Genomic DNA, 15,516 nt, shown 5'->3' with positions numbered 1-15,516 from the left:
GGTATGTTTAAATGCTTGGTCGCTCTGAGCAAGAGCGACATGGTCGCATGCATAGCTCACGGAAAGCACAGCGAAGCATAAACTACCCTGGTTGGCGTCTAATTTTTTCCAAGTCTTTCAAAAGCTCAAGTAGCAGCTCGGCTTTTTTTCGGCCATATCGCTCGAACAAGTCGTCATAAATAGCTTGGGTCGCATCTGCTGCACGTTGGGCCAACTTGCGCCCCTCAGCCGTCAACGACACGTTATAAGCGCGCAAATCTACCTGGGATTTTTTCTTCTCCATCCAGCCCAGATCGCTTAAAGCAGAAACAATTCGCGCCATACTGACTTTATGGATACAGCTCAGTCGGCACAGCTCAGCGAAAGGGATCTCCTCGTATTCAAACGTGATGCGCATCACTCGCCATTGTTGTTCGGTGACATTGAGCTCTTGCAATATGGGCGAGAAGTTTGAAACCACTGCGTCCCTGGCGCGTAGACACGCTAGAGCTAAAGAGTGCTCAGCGTATCGGAAGTCCAGATCCTGATCTGTGGGCGACATGCTTTTATCCTGGTTTTCAAGTAATTGACTGGCCGTCTGAGGACGTTCCTGTGCTTAATCGTACCGCAGCAGAAAAGTCAAGAAAACCAAGATATCAGCGATTATGAGAAGATTGTTTTCAAATCCTGGCTGCTGTCAGACAGCTGCGCTTTTTTGGCCACGGCAGTGCCAACGTGTTTTTTGGCGAGCATGAATGCGCGTGGGTCACTGATCGAGTCGACGGCTTGCAGCACTTCACCCTTGAAGTACCAGAAGCTTGCGCTTGAGCCATCCGGGGTGATCCGGGAGATGACGTGGTCGTGATCAAAGCTCAGGCCTGCGATTTGCATTTTGTAGCTGTATTGGTCAGACCAGAACCATGGCTTTGGAGCATACGTGCCAGCGAGGCCCATGATGTCCCGAGCGGTCGTGTCGGCCTGCTCCAGAGCGTTCTGAACCGATTCCAGTCGGATGGTTCTGCCGTGGAAATCAAAGCTTGTGCAGTCACCGATCGCATAGATGGAGTCGACGGAAGTGCGGCACTGGGGATCGACCTTGATGGCGTCCAGCGTCAGCTCAACACCTGCTGCGCTAGCGAGTTCGGCGTTTGGAATGATGCCGATGCCAACTACCAAGACATCTGCTGGTAGCTCTTCCCCAGATTTGAGCAGAACGCTGGATACAGCCCCGTCCTGGACGTTGTATCGCGCGACTTCAGCGTCTTCGAAAATCCGCACGCCACGCTTGCAGTGGAAATGGCGTACAAAGTTCGATGTTTCCTGGCAGGCCACGCGCTGAAGAATTCGCTCGGCTCGCTCAAGTACCGCTACCTCGACATTGGATGCGCGTGCGACTGCTGCGATCTCCAGGCCGATGTAGCCACCGCCGATGATCACCATGCGCTTTCCAGGCTGCAGGTAGCTGTTCAGCGCATCCGCATCCTTCAAGTCACGGAATGTGTACACGTTCTTCAAGCCTTCGCTCGGGAGTCCCGGCAAGGGGCGTGCACGCGAACCCGTCGCGAAGACAAGCTTGTCGTAGGAGAAAGACTGGCCACCCTGAGTGATGACCTCTTTGCGCTGAGCATCGACGCTCTCGACCTTTAGATTGAGACGAACATCGATTTTTTCCTCATCGTAGCTGTTGGCCGGTCGGATGAAGAGATCTTCAATAGGTGCGAGCCCGTTAAGGTATTTTTTCGAGAGAGGAGGGCGTTGATAGGGATGAACCGCCTCTTCACCGATAATAGTGACCTCACCTTGAAAGCCATGCTCTCTGAGGCGGAATGCACAAGTTGCTGCGGCTTGGCCTGCTCCGACAATAACAACTTTCATTTTTTATACTCCGGACAGCAAGTAGCTATCGTCAAATTCACCAAACATGACTTTGGCGCGAATCTCTCCAACGTATCCAATTTCCAGGAAGCTTGATCCAGATTTGTCGCCGGACTCAAGAGACTCTGCGATTTCCTCAGCGAATTTGCCTGCAGTTTCCTGGTCGATTTCCCATTCAAGATAAAGTTCTGGGGCTCGATGGAAGATCAGGCCGCGCGTCTTATGGTCTCCGACCAGTTTGATGGTGACATCGTGAGTGGCCGATGTGACAAAGGCGAGCTTTTTGATATCTACATCGCGTGGGTTGACCGAAAATGCGTCGAAGAATTCTTGAAGCTGCAAAACATCGCTGCGCTCTCCTACAATTAGTAGCAATGGGTGAAAGTCGCTCGGCATATAGTGGAAGCGCAGCATGGCTTTAGATCTCTTCTTGGATTACGTGTTCGAGGATGTCCTGGCTGTGAACAAGCTCTCGTCCATTGGAGTCTTCAACCTCCACCCACTGCCCATCGCCCATGTTTTCAACGCAGACGACGTGGCGGTCGCCTTTGATGACAAGTTTGTCGCCTGGTTTGATTTCGTAGAGATTGATCATAGTCTTAGAAGAACGCCGTGAGGTTTTTAACGAGCAGGACGTTTTGGTCGAGGATGATTTCTCGCTCAAGTACACGCCAGCCATCTTCGGTCTCAACAAGAGTGTCGTACCGCTTGCCCACCATGGTGTTCACCTCGTACTCCACCCGGTTGAGGTAAACCATGAAGCGGCAGCTGGTCTTCACCGTCCGCAAACCATTTTCATCCTTGCTCTGCTCAAGAACGCGGACGTTGGTGATCAGGTGAGAAATCCGCGACAGCGGTTCCTCGGCATAGTGAACACCGGTCAGGATCTGCTCAACACGCTTGGTGAGCGTCCATTTACCTTCGTCAAACCAGCTGATGTCGGAGCCCAGCTTGGTGTTCTCTTTCTCGGCGTGCTGGCCGAACTTGACGTTGCGGCGCATTGGCATGAAGTACTTGATGTCTTCATGGAGAAGGTCGAGCCACTCATTGTAGCGGCGCTCGTCCATGAGATCGGCTTCGTAGTAGAAGAAGCTAGCGATCTCTGGAGTGATATCCAGATGCTCGGTCAGGAATTCTTTTGTGCTCATGAGTGTTTACCCAATGGAATAGAGGAGCCTTGGTGAGCGAAACAGCCCACATCGATGATGGTGCCGCTGATTGCTTGGGCATCATCAGAAATGAGGAAACGGATGGCTGCCATCATGTCCTCGCCAGTAATCGCGCGGCCTGCCACAGACCCTACGAAATTGGTTGGGAATGCAGCGCCTGCCTCTTCGAGCCGGCCTCGAGTCATGCCGGCATCGATACCGCCGCCACCAGGAATGACCATGTTCACGCGGATTTTTTGCGAGAAGTGATCAAGAGCCAGGGCGGCGTTCAGGGCGACCAGGCCACCCTTGCTTGCGGAGTAAGCTGTCATGTTGGGTTTCCCCCAGCCTGCGCCGGAACCCACATTGACAATGCTTCCACCACCTTGGCTTACCATGTGTGGGATGGCTGCACGAGCCATCAGGAACGGGCCGCGCAGATTGACTGCGAAGATCTTGTCCCAAAGCTCTGGAGCCGTATCCAGTACTGTGCCCAGTGGGCCAATTGCGGCGTTGTTCACCACGGCATCGACACGCCCATAGGCTTCGAGAGTCGTGTTAACGACACGATCAACATCGGCTTCAAGGGTGACGTCAGCCTCCAGCGCGATGAGCGGAAGCTCTTCGGCCCGGGCGTCCTGGTTCATTGCGTCGATGGTATTGGTCGCAATGCTGCCTGCCTGTTTTTGCCCAATACCAAACGCCACTACCTGATAGCCCGACCTGGCGAGGCCCATGGCAACGCCATGGCCCAGGCCGAAAGTGCCACCCGATACGATGACTACTTTGCTCATCTCACTCGCTCCGGTTCTGGAAGCGTGGATCGTGCTCGCCGCTGAGTACGCTCCAGTCCTTCTCGAAGATGTAATCCTGCCATCGGAGGTAAAAACCGCGAGCCATGTGCTCGGTGACGGATGTACTCACGTCGCCTTTGATGCGCAGGCCGTTCACGATTGGGTCGGTCGTGTTTTTGTTCAGCGACTGCTGATAGTTGAACGGGTACCGTTTGGAAATGGTGCCGCCGCAAGCTTTCGTGGCGTACAGCCAGTTTTCCATGTCGTCCTGTTCGGTCATGCCGGCGGGGCCCGAATAGCGCATGTAGTAGTGGCGCAGGAAGTCCTTAACCTTTTCGGGTGCGTCGGCGTCCACTAAGAAGAAGCGCCACCCTTCAGTTTCATTCGGGCTGTGCGGGTGCCACACGCAGAGGCTGCGCGGCTGTGTGCCGTGGAACGAAGTATTCGGGAAGATCGTGCCTACGAATGGGCGCAGACGGTAAGCGTCACCCTTGGCAGCCTTGCGCTTATTGAAATTGTCGCGGAAGTACTGCTCGATTTCCGGATCATTTTTGAACTGCTCTACATACTCCTGGCCTTCGGGCTGGACAGCCGAGTGCACACCATGGCCGTGCGGGAAGCTAACCCACACGTGTTTGGAGAATTCCAGTTCGTTGTCGCGGCGACCTTTCACACCCTGCTCAGCCGATGGGCCAATGCCGATCAAGTCAACCGACCGGTGGCTTGGGTTGTGGTAGGTATCGCCGAGGAAGTTCTCAGCAGCGTATTTCCAGTTGGCAGGGAAGATCCATTTGTGGACGCCAACCACTTCCGATCCACCTGGACGACCGTCACGATGATCCAGGGCGAGATCCAAGTGGGTGACCGCGTCGCCCAAGTAGTCCATGAACTCAGGTGCTTCCGGATCCCACGTGGCCCACACGGTGCCCTTGTAGATTGCCAGTTTGGCGACCTCAATCAGCGACCAGTCGGCTTTATCGAAGCAGTCACCGTAGATGTCCTTGGCCATTGGCACGCCACGGAGTTGGCCATCGGTCGAGAATGTCCAGCTGTGATAAGGGCAGGTGAACAGCGAGGTGTTGCCGGACTCGTAGCGGCACACTTTCATGCCGCGATGGCGGCAGGAGTTCAGGAACACGTGGACTTTCGAGGCCTTGTCACGAACCAGGAGAACCGATTCTTCACCCATACGGGAAGAGAAGAAGTCACCCGGGTTCGGGATTTGGCTTTCGTGACCAACAAACAGCCAGGCGCGAGCAAAAACCGTTTCCAGTTCTTTTTTATAGATCTCTGCATCAGAGAAAATCTTACGATCGATAACGCCGTTTTCGACGTCAACAAATTTTCCTGTTGAAGCGATGATGTTCATTTGTCATGCCTATCGTGGATGAAATATTTAGGCTTTGCTCGACCGGTTGCTGATGTGTCAGGTAGCCACGCAACGCCCCCACCTTCAGCGCAATGCTGGGTGTTTGGAGCGTCGATCAATCAAAAGCACGGGGCTCAGCTTGATAGCCTTTCAGCGCGGAGGGCTCCGGCTGAGGGTAGGCAGTGGCGCCGGCTGGTTTGGTAGCCAGCGGTTCGGGGGATGTCAGACAAACGCAACGGTTCATGGCAGTCCTTCCTGATTTTGAGGCCAGGATCTTGTTTTTTTAGGTTCTGCTCGCCGGCTCACTCGATAGGAGCAGATACGGCTTGATTTCGAGGCTATTCCTGCAAAACCTAAAAGTCAACATGTTAACTATATTGTCCTTTGCATTTGTGATGCTTTTTGGCGTTGCCTGTCTGCCAGAAATAGCGCTGTAGCCCGTATTTATTAGGGTTCATTGATTTTTATGAGGCGTTTTTGGTGCGTATTGATAGTGAAGGCGGATAGTAAAGAGGTGACAAAAGGAGGGTAAAGGAGCTTGCCATAGCTTCGTCAATAGCGTTTACTTGGTTAACATGTTAACTGTGTTGGGGTGCCAAAAATGACAAAAATTACATTCATCCAGCCTGATGGAATTGAGAAGCAGGTTGATGCCGCTGATGGTCACTCGCTGATGGATGCAGCTATCCGAAATGGTGTGAAGGGAATTGAGGCCGAGTGCGGTGGTGCGTGCTCCTGTGCCACCTGCCATTGCTACATCGAGGAACCCTGGTTCGACACGGTTGGGCCTGCAGAGGGTGACGAAGAGGGCATGTTGGAGTTCGCCTTTGAGGCGAAGGAAAACTCCAGGCTTGGCTGCCAAGTGAAGGTAAGTCCTGAGCTGGACGGTTTGGTTGTTCGACTGCCCTCCAGCCAGGGCTGAGTCTTAGCAGCACTGGCTATCGATTCAAGGTAACTGAATGGGCCTGAATCAAGCGGCATAGGTCCTTTGCCGCTGATTCGGGCCCATCGATGTTTCGGGCTATCACATGCGCTCTCCTGCACACCTCGCTCGAGGCGCTGGCATGCCTCTCTATGGATTCAAATGTCTAACGCAACCTATCGAGTTTCCTTAACGCTTGCATTGCTTCAGGCTCGGGCTTCAGCAATGAGTTTTTTCCGGCCGGTACTCAATGAGCATGGCGTTACCAGTCAGCAGTGGCGGGTAATCCGCGTGTTGCATCAGAACGGGCAAACGGAGATCTATCGGCTGGCTGAGCTGGCTTGTATTCTCCAGCCGAGCTTGACCGGGGTTCTCAAGCGAATGGAGGCCCAAGGATTGGTCAGCCGGCAGCGTTCTGAAGTCGATCAGCGATGCGTATTGGTGACTCTTTCTGGTCGTGGGCAAGTGCTCTATGGGCTGGTCGAGCAAGACATCAACCAGTGCTATGACCGGTTGGAGATGGAATTGGGGAGAGACAGCCTGCGCGATCTTCTGGATTTGTTAGATGAACTCAAGAGAATCAGCCCCGTCAATCAGGATTGAGGGGCTGCCGTATGAACAGCTGGAGCCGGGGTGGGTTAGTACACGCTGCCGCCATTCTGATTTGGAAGCTGAGTGTCCTTGAAGCGTGCCGCGAGCGTCTGCAGTCCGCGCATAAAGACAGTAGTGTCAACACCTACCGCGACGAATTTGGCGCCAAGCTCAAGATATCGACGAGCAAGTTTTTCATCTGCACTGAGAATGCCAGCGGCTTTCCCAGCCTTGCTGATTCGAACGATTGCATCTTCGATTGCTGCTTGTACCTCGGGGTGGCCGGGGTTACCGCGGTGGCCCATCGCAGCACTCAGGTCTGCCGGGCCGACGAACACGCCATCCACCCCGTCGACTGCGACGATCTTGTCCAGGTTAGCCAAGCCTTCCTTGTTCTCGATCTGCACCAGCAGGCACATCTGCTCGTCGGCGTGGTCAAGGTAGCCGGGGATAGTGTTCCAGCGCGAAGCCCGCGCCAGCGCGCTGCCGACCCCCCGTACGCCCTGGGGAGGGTAGTGCACCGCCTTTACCAGTTGCCGCGCTTGTTCAGCGTTTTCAACCATCGGCACCAGCAACGTCTGCACGCCGATGTCCAACAGTTGCTTGATCAGCGCGGTATCGCCAATGACCGGGCGGATTACCGGCTGGCTGGGATAGGCCGCTACCGCCTGTAGCTGTGCGAGCATGCCGCGCAGGTCGTTGGGCGCGTGTTCGCCGTCTATCAGCAGCCAGTCGAAGCCGGCATTGGCGGCCAGCTCGGCGCAGTAGGCATTGGCCAAGCCAAGCCACAGGCCAATCTGCGGCTCACCGCTGCGCAGGCGTTGCTTGAAGTGATTGATAGGCATGTCCATGGGCAGGTCCTCAGACAAAGCGGCAGGCGATGGAGCCGAGCATGTCGTAGTCGACGTGGAAGGTATCGCCGGGGCGCGCGGCGACCGGGCGGGTGAAGGAGCCGCCGAGGACGATCTGGCCCGGCTGAAGGGTGACGTCGTACGCGGCCAGCTTCTTGGCCAGCCAGGCGACGCCCTTGGCGGGGTGGTTGAGCACGGCGGCGCTGACCCCGGACTCCTCGATCACGCCATTGCGGTACAGCACTGCTGGCACCTTACGCAGGTCGATGTCGTTGGGGCGAACGGCGCGCCCACCCATCACCACGCCGGCGTTGGCGGCGTTGTCGGAAATGGTGTCGAACACCTTGCGCGTGGCCTGGGTGTGCGGGTCGACCTGCTGGATGCGAGCGTCGATGATTTCCAGTGCAGGGATCACCCACTCGGTGGCGTCGAGCACGTCGAATACAGTCACGTTAGGGCCTTTCAGTGGCTTACCCAGAATGAACGCCAGCTCCACTTCGACGCGCGGCACGATAAAGCGCTCGAAGGGGATGTCGGTGCCTTCATCGAACAGCATGTCGTCGAGCAGGGCGCCGTAGTCGGGCTCGGTGATGTTCGACGACACCTGCATGGCCCTCGAGGTCAGGCCGATCTTGTGGCCCACCAGTTTGCGGCCGCTGGCGATCTTCTTGGCGACCCAGGCGCGTTGGATGGCGTAGGCGTCTTCGATGGTGATTGAGGGGTGTTCCCGCGAGAACTGGCGGACCTGCTCGCGGCTGCGTTCGGCTTGGTCGAGGCGGTCGGCTGCTTGCTGGATGATTGCGTTGTCTAGCATGGGGAAAAGTCTCTCGAACTAGCGGTTGAACAGCGGGTGCAGGGTGCTGTGTTTGGCGTCGTAGACCTGGGCGGTGCTTTGGTCTATTTGCAGGGTGATGCCGATCGGGCGTTGCTGCAGCAGCGGGTCCAGGCGGGATTTGAGCACTGCCAGCAGGTTATCGCCGACGGTTTTGTGCACGTACTCGCTACGGCCCGTCGCCATGCGCAGGTTGGCGTACAAGAACCCGTATTCGCCCTTGCCATCCGCCACTGCGCAGTGCGCCGCAGGGTAGGCCAGCACGCGGGTGCCGCCCGTGGGGAATACCGCTTTGCCTTCGGCATCGCGTTGTTCAAGCATGGTGTCGGCCAGGGCGCGGCACAGGCCGGGAATGTCGGCCTCTTTTTCGAGGTCTGGGGTATAGAGCAGAACTAGGTGTGGCATAGGGGCATCCTCGGCGAGGAACGGCTGGCCATCGCCGGGACGGCCAGGTCCGAACAGGTGGGTTACAGGCGGCTGGTGGACACTACGTTGGCGGGGTTGGCGGCCTGCGCTGCCGGGATGGCCGTGCCGTCCTGGGGGGTAACCGGGAAGACCGCGTTGATCTGGCCAGTGCCCGAAGAGCCAAAGTAAGGCGTTACCACTTCGGCCTTGCCATCGTACTTGGACCAACCCAGCGCACCCATCAGCATCGCCGTGTCGTGCATGAAACCTTCGCCGTGGCCTTTGGCGGCGTATTCCGGAAGCATCCCGCAGAACGCCTCCCACTCACCGTCTTCCCACATTTGCACCACACGGTGGTCGAGGGTTTCCAGGAAGGGGCTCCACACTTTGGTGGCGAAGTCCGGCGCCTGGCCGTTTTGGGCAAAGCGGTGCGACAGCGAACCGCTGGCCAGAAATGCCACGGTGCCGTCGTAGTGGTCTTCCACCGCCTTGCGCATGGCCCATCCCAAGCGTGCGCTGTCGGCGAGGTAATGCGAGGTGCACAGCGCCGAGACCGAAATCACCTTGAAGTGCTGGTCCTGGTTCATGTAGCGCATCGGTACCAGGGTGCCGTACTCCGGGCCGAGGGTGGTGGCGTGGTGGGCCATGGTCTCGACGTTGAAGCGGTTGCATTCATCGGCCAGCAGCTTTCCCAGTTCGGTGTTGCCAGGGAAGGCGTATGGCATGTTGCTGATGAAGTGCGGCAGTTCGTTGCTGGTGTACACGCCTTCGAAATGCGGCCCGCACAACACGTGGTAGTTGGCATTGACCAGCCAGTGGGTGTCGAATACGACAATGGTGTCCACGCCCAGCTCACGGCAGCGGCGGCTGATTTCGTAATGCCCGTCGATGGCTGCCTGGCGAAAGCCGTGGCGCGGCCCTGGCAGCTCGGACATGTACATGGAGGGAACATGAGTGATCTTGGCGGCGAGTGCCAGCTTGCCCATGATGAAACTCCTTATTGTTGTGAGGTCACCGGGGGGGGGGCAGCGCGAGCTATCCGTCAGAACGACCCACGCTGCACCCCGGTGGAACAAGGGTTACACCCCCCAGCGAGGGATGTGGTGGCTACCCATTGAAATACACACGTTCTTGATCTCTGCGAAGACCTCGAAGCTGTATTGGCCACCTTCGCGCCCGGTGCCGGAGCCTTTCACACCGCCGAATGGCTGGCGCAGGTCGCGTACGTTCTGGCTGTTGATGAACACCATGCCGGCCTCGATGCCACGAGCCAGGCGATGAGCCTTGCCGATGTCCTGGGTCCAGATGTACGAGGCCAGGCCATATTCGGTGTCGTTGGCCAGTAGCAGTGCCTCGGCTTCGTCCTTGAACGGGATCAGGCACACCACAGGGCCGAAGATTTCTTCCTGGGCGATGCGCATCTTGTTGTTTACGTCGGCGAACACGGTTGGCTGGATGAAATGTCCTTTGGCCAGGTGCGCCGGCAGGTTGGCTGGGCGCTCCAGGCCGCCGGCGACCAGGCGAGCGCCTTCTTCCATGCCAATCTTGATGTAACCGGTAACCTTGTCGTAATGCGCTTGGGTGATCATCGAGCCGATTTGGGTTTTTGGGGCGGTCGGATCGCCAACGATCAGGCGTTTGGCACGGGCGGCGAAGGTTTCGACGAACTGCGCGTAGACGCTTTCCTGGATAAAGATGCGGCTACCGGCGGTGCAGCGCTCACCGTTAAGCGAGAATATGGTGAACAGCGCGGCATCCAGGGCACGGTCGAGGTCTGCGTCCTCGAAGATCACCACAGGCGATTTACCGCCCAGCTCCATTGAGTATTTTTTCAGGCCCGCAGTCTGCATGATCTTGCGACCGGTGGCGGTGCCGCCAGTGAAGGAAATGGCCCGCACGTCTGGGTGGCGGACCAAGGCGTCACCGGCGGTTGCGCCGTAACCTTGGATCACGTTCAACACACCGTTAGGGATGCCGGCTTCGACGGCCAGGCGGCCCAGTTCGTTGGCGGTCAGCGGCGACAGTTCGCTCATCTTCAGGACCGCGGTGTTGCCTAGTGCCAGGCACGGTGCAGTCTTCCAGGTGGCGGTCATGAACGGCACGTTCCACGGCGACACCAGGCCACATACACCCACTGGCTGGTACAGGGTGTAGTTGAGCATCTGGTCATCGACCGGGTAGGTGTGGCCGTCCATGCGGGTGCACACTTCGGCGAAGAAGTCGAAGTTGTGCGAGGCACGGGGGATCAACACGTTCTTGGTCTGGTGGATCGGCAGGCCGGTGTCGAGGGTTTCCAGTTCGGCCAGTTTCGGCACGTTCTGGTCGATCAGCTCGCCCAGCTTGCGCATCAGGCGGGCGCGTTCCTTGGCAGGCGTGTTGGCCCATTTCGGGAACGCGTCCTTGGCTGCGGCAACGGCTTGTGCCACTTCTTCTGCACCGCCGCTAGCGACTTCGCCAATGGCCTCGCCGGTAGCTGGGTTGTAGTTGATGAAGGTGTCTTTGCTCTCGACCTCACGGCCGTGGATCCAGTGCTTGATCATGTTCACGCCTTGTTGTTCTTGAAGAAGTCAGCTTCGCTGACGATACGGTTGACCAGGCGACCGACGCCTTCCACTTCAACGACCACTTCATCGCCTGGTACCACGTCGGCCAAGCCCTCTGGGGTGCCGGTGGCGATCATGTCGCCCGGCTGCAGAGTCATGAAGCTTGAGAAGTATTCGATCAGGTAGGGGATGTCGAAGATCATGTCCGCGGTTGTGCCTTCCTGTTTCAGCTCACCGTTGATCCAGGTGCGCAGCTTGAGGTTGGACGGATCTGGAACGTCGGCAGCGTCGACGATCCACGGGCCTACCGGAGTGGTGGCGTCGCGGTTTTTTACTCGCAGGTTTGGGCGGTAATAGTTTTCCAGGTAGTCCCGGATCGCGTAGTCGTTACAGACTGTGTACCCAGCCAGATACTGAAGAGCATCTTCGCGTTTAACGTTCTTCGCCGGCTTGCCGATTACGGCAACGAGTTCGCACTCGTAGTGCATGTACTCGACGTTATCCGGGCGCCAGGTGACCTGGTTGTGGCCCGTGTAAGTGCCTGGCGATTTGATAAATGCGAGCGGCTCGGTTGGCGGAGTGAAGGCCAGTTCGCGTGCATGGTCGGCATAGTTCAAACCTAGCGCGAACATATTGCCATTGGCTGGAGGAAGCCAGGTGACTTCATGCTCGCCGAGCACCTGGCCATTGTCGAAGCGCACGCGATTGCCATCGATCACTTCGACGCTGTAGCTCTGCCCGTTGAGTTGAACGCGAGCATGTTTCATGCGGATTTCCCCTGTTCAGCTACTACGGTGTTGCTCAGGCGACCAAGGCCAGTGATTTCAACCTCCACCAGGTCTCCTGGCTGAACGTCGACGCGGCCTTCCGGGGTGCCGGTGATCAATACGTCACCCTCATCGAGAGTCATGAACTCGCTCAGCTCGGCAATCAAGCGGGCAACGGAGCGCACCTGGTTAGCGGTGGTGTTTTCCTGAACAACCACGCCGTTTACGTAGAGCCTGATGGTGAGGTCTTGTGGAGCAGCAACCTCGTCGGCTGGGATGATTTGTTCGCCGAGAGAGCAGAAGCCGTCCCGGCATTTGGCTTTCACCGCTGGTCGGTAGTAACTGTCTTCCGGCAGGCTGAACTCATTAACGATCACGTATCCGGCAACGTGACTCAGGGCATCGCCTTCGCTTACTCGGCTTGCGCGTTTGCCAATGACAACCCCGAGAGCGGGGCCAGGCTGGAGGCGCTCTCCGGTCGGGCGAACAACCGCCGCCCTGTGCTCATTGCGAGTGTTAGGCGTCTTGATGAACAGGACCGGCTTTTGGGGAGGCTGCTTATAGGGCAGCTCGTGGAAGTCAGCTAGCTGTTGATCAAGCAGACCTTTGTAGTTCAGCGCGATCCCGAAGAGGGTTCCGTTCGCTCTAGCGTGCGGAATAGGGGGCATCAAGTGTCTCCTGGTGGGTTTGATCGCACATGACGGTAACGACCAATATAGTAAACATGTTTCCTTTATAGTTAAGATGTTAACAATGGTCAAGCGGCTCGAAATCGTCCCCAACCTGGATCGGGCGAAGGTCGCTAGGGGGTGGCACACCCTGGTGCGCGGGGCATTGATTGCTAATTGTCGGCGCGGGTGCGGCAATGAGAGGGCTTGCGTGGGGGGTAGGACCTACCTAAGCTGCTGAACATTTAGTTCACTTGAATACATTATGTCGAGCCCAAGACCTTCGTTAACCCTCTCCCTGCTCCAGGGGAGGGAAGCTGCCATGGCTTTTTTCCGTCCCTCGCTGAATGCGCGTGATCTCACAGAGCAGCAGTGGAGGATTATTCGAATTCTCCGTCAGCGAGGGGAGCTGGAAGGTCATCAGCTAGCCAAGCTGACTTGCATCCTCAAGCCCAGCATGTCGGGTGTTCTTACCCGCTTGGAGCGAGACGGGCTTGTGCGCCGGTGGCGATTGGTTGGAGATCAGCGGCGCGTATTGGTAGGTCTAACTGAGCAAGGGCAGCAGCGCTTCGTCGAAATGTCAGGCGACATGGAGCAGAATTACCGTCGTTTGGTTGAGCAGTTTGGGGAGGAAAAGCTAGGTCAACTCCTGAAGCTTTTGGATGAGCTAAAAGCCATATCTCCTTGATCACCCCCCCCCCCTTTTTTCCGCCTGGGCTCTCCCTCGGGCGCAACTTTTCGCTCATATCACCTATCCAGCACACCCTTGGTTCCGCGAAGGCGGGGTGGGTGTGCTCGCCCCCTCTCTTCGCCAGCGGGGCTATGCTTAGCTAGCTTAGTAAACATGTTCACAATGTTTATTGGCTGGTCCCTTCCAAGCTATCTCCATGCGCTCGAGTGCTAACCCCCTGAAAGCTCTATGTTTTAAGGCTTTTATCTCGTTTAGCCGACAACTGAAGAGATTTTTCTATCCTGATTCGCTTGCGTGCGTGAATGAAATCACGTTTACTAGGTTAACATGTTAACCATGTGGCGAGGGCGCGATAATGACAACGAAACGCTATAGGCATGATCCGAGCATCAGCGCAGTTGATGCCAGGAAAAGAGGCAGCTCTTGGTTCCGCTTCCGAATTGGCATGTCCGTGAACGGTGGTCATCGACGCCGCCAGCCCCTGGCGTTTGATCCGCTGACGACGGCAGGGCCCGCGCTACGTTACGTTTGCGGCGTGACGCGCTGATTCGACACTGTCTTTGCAGGTTCCTCCAGCTTGGGGCAGAAGGTGATCACTGGTGAGCATCTGCAATTGCTCGTGATACAGCCTATAAAAGAAGAACAAAAATATGAGCCAATTCTCTGCTTCAAGTCAGTCTTTGTATGAAGAGGTCGATAGCGTCTGGCGTAAGGTGTCCTTGCGCCTGATGCCTTTGCTGATTGTCTGCTATCTGTTTGCTCACTTGGATCGGATTAACATTGGCTTTGCCAAGAGCCAGATGAGCGCTGATTTGGCCTTCAGCGAAACCGTATATGGCTTCGGTGCTGGCCTGCTGTTCGTTTCGTACGCATTGTTCAGTGTTCCCAGCAACCTGGCATTGGTGAGGTTTGGCCCCCGCAGATGGATCGCCTTTCTGATGTGCGCCTGGGGCGCGATGTCGACAGCGATGTTCCTCGTAACTACCCCGCAGGAATTTTACTTCCTCCGGTTCTGCCTTGGAGCGGCCGAGGCGGGCTTCTTTCCTGGAATTCTTTATTACATAAACTGTTGCTTCCCGAAGCATTATCGCGGTCGCATCATCGCCTTGTTTGCGCTCGCGGTTCCGATTGCAGGCATTCTAGGTGGCCCACTCTCCGGAGGCATAATCGTAGGATTCCATCATGTCCTCGGTCTCCATGGCTGGCAGTGGATGTTCCTGTTTGAAGGTGTGCCTGTTGTGCTGCTCGGCCTTGTTGTGTGGAGATTTCTGCCCGACACGCTGACCAGCGTTAAGTGGCTCAGCGACGAAGAGAAGGCTTATGCAGTAAGGGCTGTCAGTCAGCCTCAAGAAGGCCCGAAAGCTAGCACCTTCAGAGAAATCATTAGCAATAAGAACGTCTGGCTACTGGTATGTATCTATTTTGCGGTCCGCTTGTCCGTCAATACTACGGCTTTCTGGCTGCCGACTTTTATTCATGGTACTGGAATCGGTAACGACGGTGTAGTTGGGTTACTTTCCGCAGTCCCCTATATCTTTGGCGCAGCATTCATGGTGTACATGGGGCGATCCTCCGACCTCAATGACGAACGCAGATGGCACCTTTTTATCTCTTTGGTTATGGCAGCGATCGGGCTGGTAGTGGCGGGTGCGTTCCCAGCAAACACATGGGTGGTAATGATTGCGTTGATCTTCCTGGGTATGGGCTCGAGTGCAGCGCTATCCATGTTTTGGCAGCTGCCACCAACCTTCATTGCGCCGGCAGTTTTGGCGGGTGGCTTGGGTTTGATCAGTAGCTTCGGAAGTATTGCATCCTTCTTGGCGCCCTCCATGATCGGTTGGGTACGTGATACCACTCAAAGCTCTTCACTTGCCTTGTACGTACTGGGGGCTCTGATTGCGCTAGGTGCGTTGCTTGTGCTGGCGACCCCTGAAGATAAAGACGGGGTGCATAACTGATACCGTCTTGAAATTTTTGCACGTCCCATTATTGGGTCGCATCACCGGTGGTCTCTTTGCATCTGCATTGTTCAAGTTTTCACGCTTCTTGAGTTATGTAGGTGCTTTTTTTACTTGCACAAG

Annotated in this window: 18 protein-coding genes; 5 read left to right on the top strand and 13 right to left on the bottom strand. The window is 56.5% G+C overall.

Going from position 1 to position 15,516, the window contains the following annotated elements; genetic code table 11:
- Positions 1 to 82 precede the first annotated feature (82 nt).
- The 3 genes from ABRP30_RS15180 to ABRP30_RS15170 all read right to left on the bottom strand — a co-directional run bounded on the left by ABRP30_RS15180 (position 83) and on the right by ABRP30_RS15170 (position 2,268).
- Complete coding sequence (locus ABRP30_RS15180; RefSeq protein ID WP_349975844.1) at positions 83 to 541, bottom strand: MarR family transcriptional regulator; 459 nt, start codon at positions 539 to 541, stop codon at positions 83 to 85.
- A gap of 101 nt (positions 542 to 642) precedes the next feature.
- Positions 643 to 1,854: an FAD-dependent oxidoreductase gene (locus ABRP30_RS15175; protein WP_349975845.1), complete on the bottom strand. Its 1,212-nt coding sequence runs from the start codon at positions 1,852 to 1,854 to the stop codon at positions 643 to 645.
- Between the two features lie 3 nt (positions 1,855 to 1,857).
- Complete coding sequence (locus tag ABRP30_RS15170) at positions 1,858 to 2,268, bottom strand: hypothetical protein (protein WP_349975846.1); 411 nt, start codon at positions 2,266 to 2,268, stop codon at positions 1,858 to 1,860.
- Here ABRP30_RS15170 and ABRP30_RS15165 point away from each other — a divergent pair.
- Positions 2,267 to 2,470: a hypothetical protein gene (locus tag ABRP30_RS15165; RefSeq protein WP_349975847.1), complete on the top strand. Its 204-nt coding sequence runs from the start codon at positions 2,267 to 2,269 to the stop codon at positions 2,468 to 2,470. The two genes, ABRP30_RS15170 and ABRP30_RS15165, sit on opposite strands and share 2 nt — an antisense overlap.
- On the opposite strand, the gene ABRP30_RS15160 is transcribed toward ABRP30_RS15165, so the two are convergent.
- From ABRP30_RS15160 to ABRP30_RS15150, 3 genes are read right to left on the bottom strand one after another with little or no spacing between them, the layout of a single operon-like run.
- Entirely contained in the window at positions 2,454 to 3,002 is a 549-nt protein-coding gene (locus ABRP30_RS15160) for a 3-phenylpropionate/cinnamic acid dioxygenase subunit beta (RefSeq protein WP_349975848.1), read from the bottom strand. The two genes, ABRP30_RS15165 and ABRP30_RS15160, sit on opposite strands and share 17 nt — an antisense overlap.
- Positions 2,999 to 3,796, bottom strand: a complete 798-nt coding sequence (locus ABRP30_RS15155; protein WP_349975849.1) for an SDR family oxidoreductase — start codon at positions 3,794 to 3,796, stop codon at positions 2,999 to 3,001. The genes ABRP30_RS15160 and ABRP30_RS15155 overlap by 4 nt, the downstream gene beginning before the upstream one ends.
- A 1-nt stretch (position 3,797) precedes the next feature.
- Complete coding sequence (locus tag ABRP30_RS15150) at positions 3,798 to 5,165, bottom strand: aromatic ring-hydroxylating dioxygenase subunit alpha (protein WP_286113681.1); 1,368 nt, start codon at positions 5,163 to 5,165, stop codon at positions 3,798 to 3,800.
- 601 nt (positions 5,166 to 5,766) lie between these two features.
- On the opposite strand from ABRP30_RS15150, the gene ABRP30_RS15145 reads away from it, so the two are divergent.
- Together ABRP30_RS15145 and hpaR (ABRP30_RS15140) are read left to right on the top strand one after the other, a co-directional pair.
- Positions 5,767 to 6,087 carry a 2Fe-2S iron-sulfur cluster-binding protein gene (locus ABRP30_RS15145; RefSeq protein ID WP_349975850.1) on the top strand — a complete coding sequence of 107 codons (321 nt, stop codon included), beginning with the start codon at positions 5,767 to 5,769 and terminating at the stop codon, positions 6,085 to 6,087.
- Positions 6,088 to 6,249: 162 nt separating this feature from the next.
- A complete protein-coding gene (gene hpaR / locus ABRP30_RS15140) occupies positions 6,250 to 6,690 on the top strand; it encodes a homoprotocatechuate degradation operon regulator HpaR (RefSeq protein ID WP_349975851.1) in 441 nt (146 codons plus the stop codon).
- 35 nt (positions 6,691 to 6,725) lie between these two features.
- Here hpaR (ABRP30_RS15140) and hpaI read toward each other — a convergent pair whose 3' ends face one another.
- The 7 genes from hpaI to ABRP30_RS15105 form a co-directional block, all read right to left on the bottom strand.
- A complete protein-coding gene (gene hpaI / locus ABRP30_RS15135; RefSeq protein WP_349975852.1) occupies positions 6,726 to 7,529 on the bottom strand; it encodes a 4-hydroxy-2-oxoheptanedioate aldolase in 804 nt (267 codons plus the stop codon).
- Positions 7,530 to 7,539: 10 nt separating this feature from the next.
- On the bottom strand, positions 7,540 to 8,343 hold the full coding sequence (gene hpaH, locus ABRP30_RS15130; protein WP_349975853.1) for a 2-oxo-hept-4-ene-1,7-dioate hydratase: 804 nt from the start codon (positions 8,341 to 8,343) through the stop codon (positions 7,540 to 7,542).
- Positions 8,344 to 8,361: 18 nt separating this feature from the next.
- The gene (locus ABRP30_RS15125) at positions 8,362 to 8,766 is read right to left on the bottom strand and encodes a 5-carboxymethyl-2-hydroxymuconate isomerase (protein ID WP_349975854.1); all 405 of its coding nucleotides are present in this window, start codon (positions 8,764 to 8,766) and stop codon (positions 8,362 to 8,364) included.
- A 62-nt stretch (positions 8,767 to 8,828) separates the two neighbouring features.
- Entirely contained in the window at positions 8,829 to 9,752 is a 924-nt protein-coding gene (gene hpaD / locus ABRP30_RS15120; RefSeq protein ID WP_349975855.1) for a 3,4-dihydroxyphenylacetate 2,3-dioxygenase, read from the bottom strand.
- A 93-nt stretch (positions 9,753 to 9,845) separates the two neighbouring features.
- The gene (gene hpaE, locus ABRP30_RS15115) at positions 9,846 to 11,306 is read right to left on the bottom strand and encodes a 5-carboxymethyl-2-hydroxymuconate semialdehyde dehydrogenase (RefSeq protein ID WP_349975856.1); all 1,461 of its coding nucleotides are present in this window, start codon (positions 11,304 to 11,306) and stop codon (positions 9,846 to 9,848) included.
- Between the two features lie 2 nt (positions 11,307 to 11,308).
- On the bottom strand, positions 11,309 to 12,076 hold the full coding sequence (locus ABRP30_RS15110; RefSeq protein ID WP_349975857.1) for a fumarylacetoacetate hydrolase family protein: 768 nt from the start codon (positions 12,074 to 12,076) through the stop codon (positions 11,309 to 11,311).
- Entirely contained in the window at positions 12,073 to 12,744 is a 672-nt protein-coding gene (locus ABRP30_RS15105; RefSeq protein WP_349975858.1) for a fumarylacetoacetate hydrolase family protein, read from the bottom strand. Before ABRP30_RS15105 ends, ABRP30_RS15110 begins: the two co-directional genes overlap by 4 nt.
- A gap of 265 nt (positions 12,745 to 13,009) precedes the next feature.
- Here ABRP30_RS15105 and hpaR (ABRP30_RS15100) point away from each other — a divergent pair, with 265 nt between their 5' ends.
- Together hpaR (ABRP30_RS15100) and ABRP30_RS15095 are read left to right on the top strand one after the other, a co-directional pair.
- On the top strand, positions 13,010 to 13,432 hold the full coding sequence (gene hpaR / locus ABRP30_RS15100) for a homoprotocatechuate degradation operon regulator HpaR (RefSeq protein ID WP_349975859.1): 423 nt from the start codon (positions 13,010 to 13,012) through the stop codon (positions 13,430 to 13,432).
- A gap of 653 nt (positions 13,433 to 14,085) precedes the next feature.
- Positions 14,086 to 15,393: an MFS transporter gene (locus ABRP30_RS15095; protein WP_349975860.1), complete on the top strand. Its 1,308-nt coding sequence runs from the start codon at positions 14,086 to 14,088 to the stop codon at positions 15,391 to 15,393.
- Positions 15,394 to 15,516: the final 123 nt, after the last annotated feature.

Origin of the sequence: Pseudomonas sp. WHRI 8519, assembly GCF_040224055.2 — a bacterium.
Taxonomy (GTDB): domain Bacteria; phylum Pseudomonadota; class Gammaproteobacteria; order Pseudomonadales; family Pseudomonadaceae; genus Aquipseudomonas; species Aquipseudomonas putida_X.
Note: the sequence above shows the minus strand (reverse complement) of the source record. Positions and strands in the feature narration are given on the sequence as shown.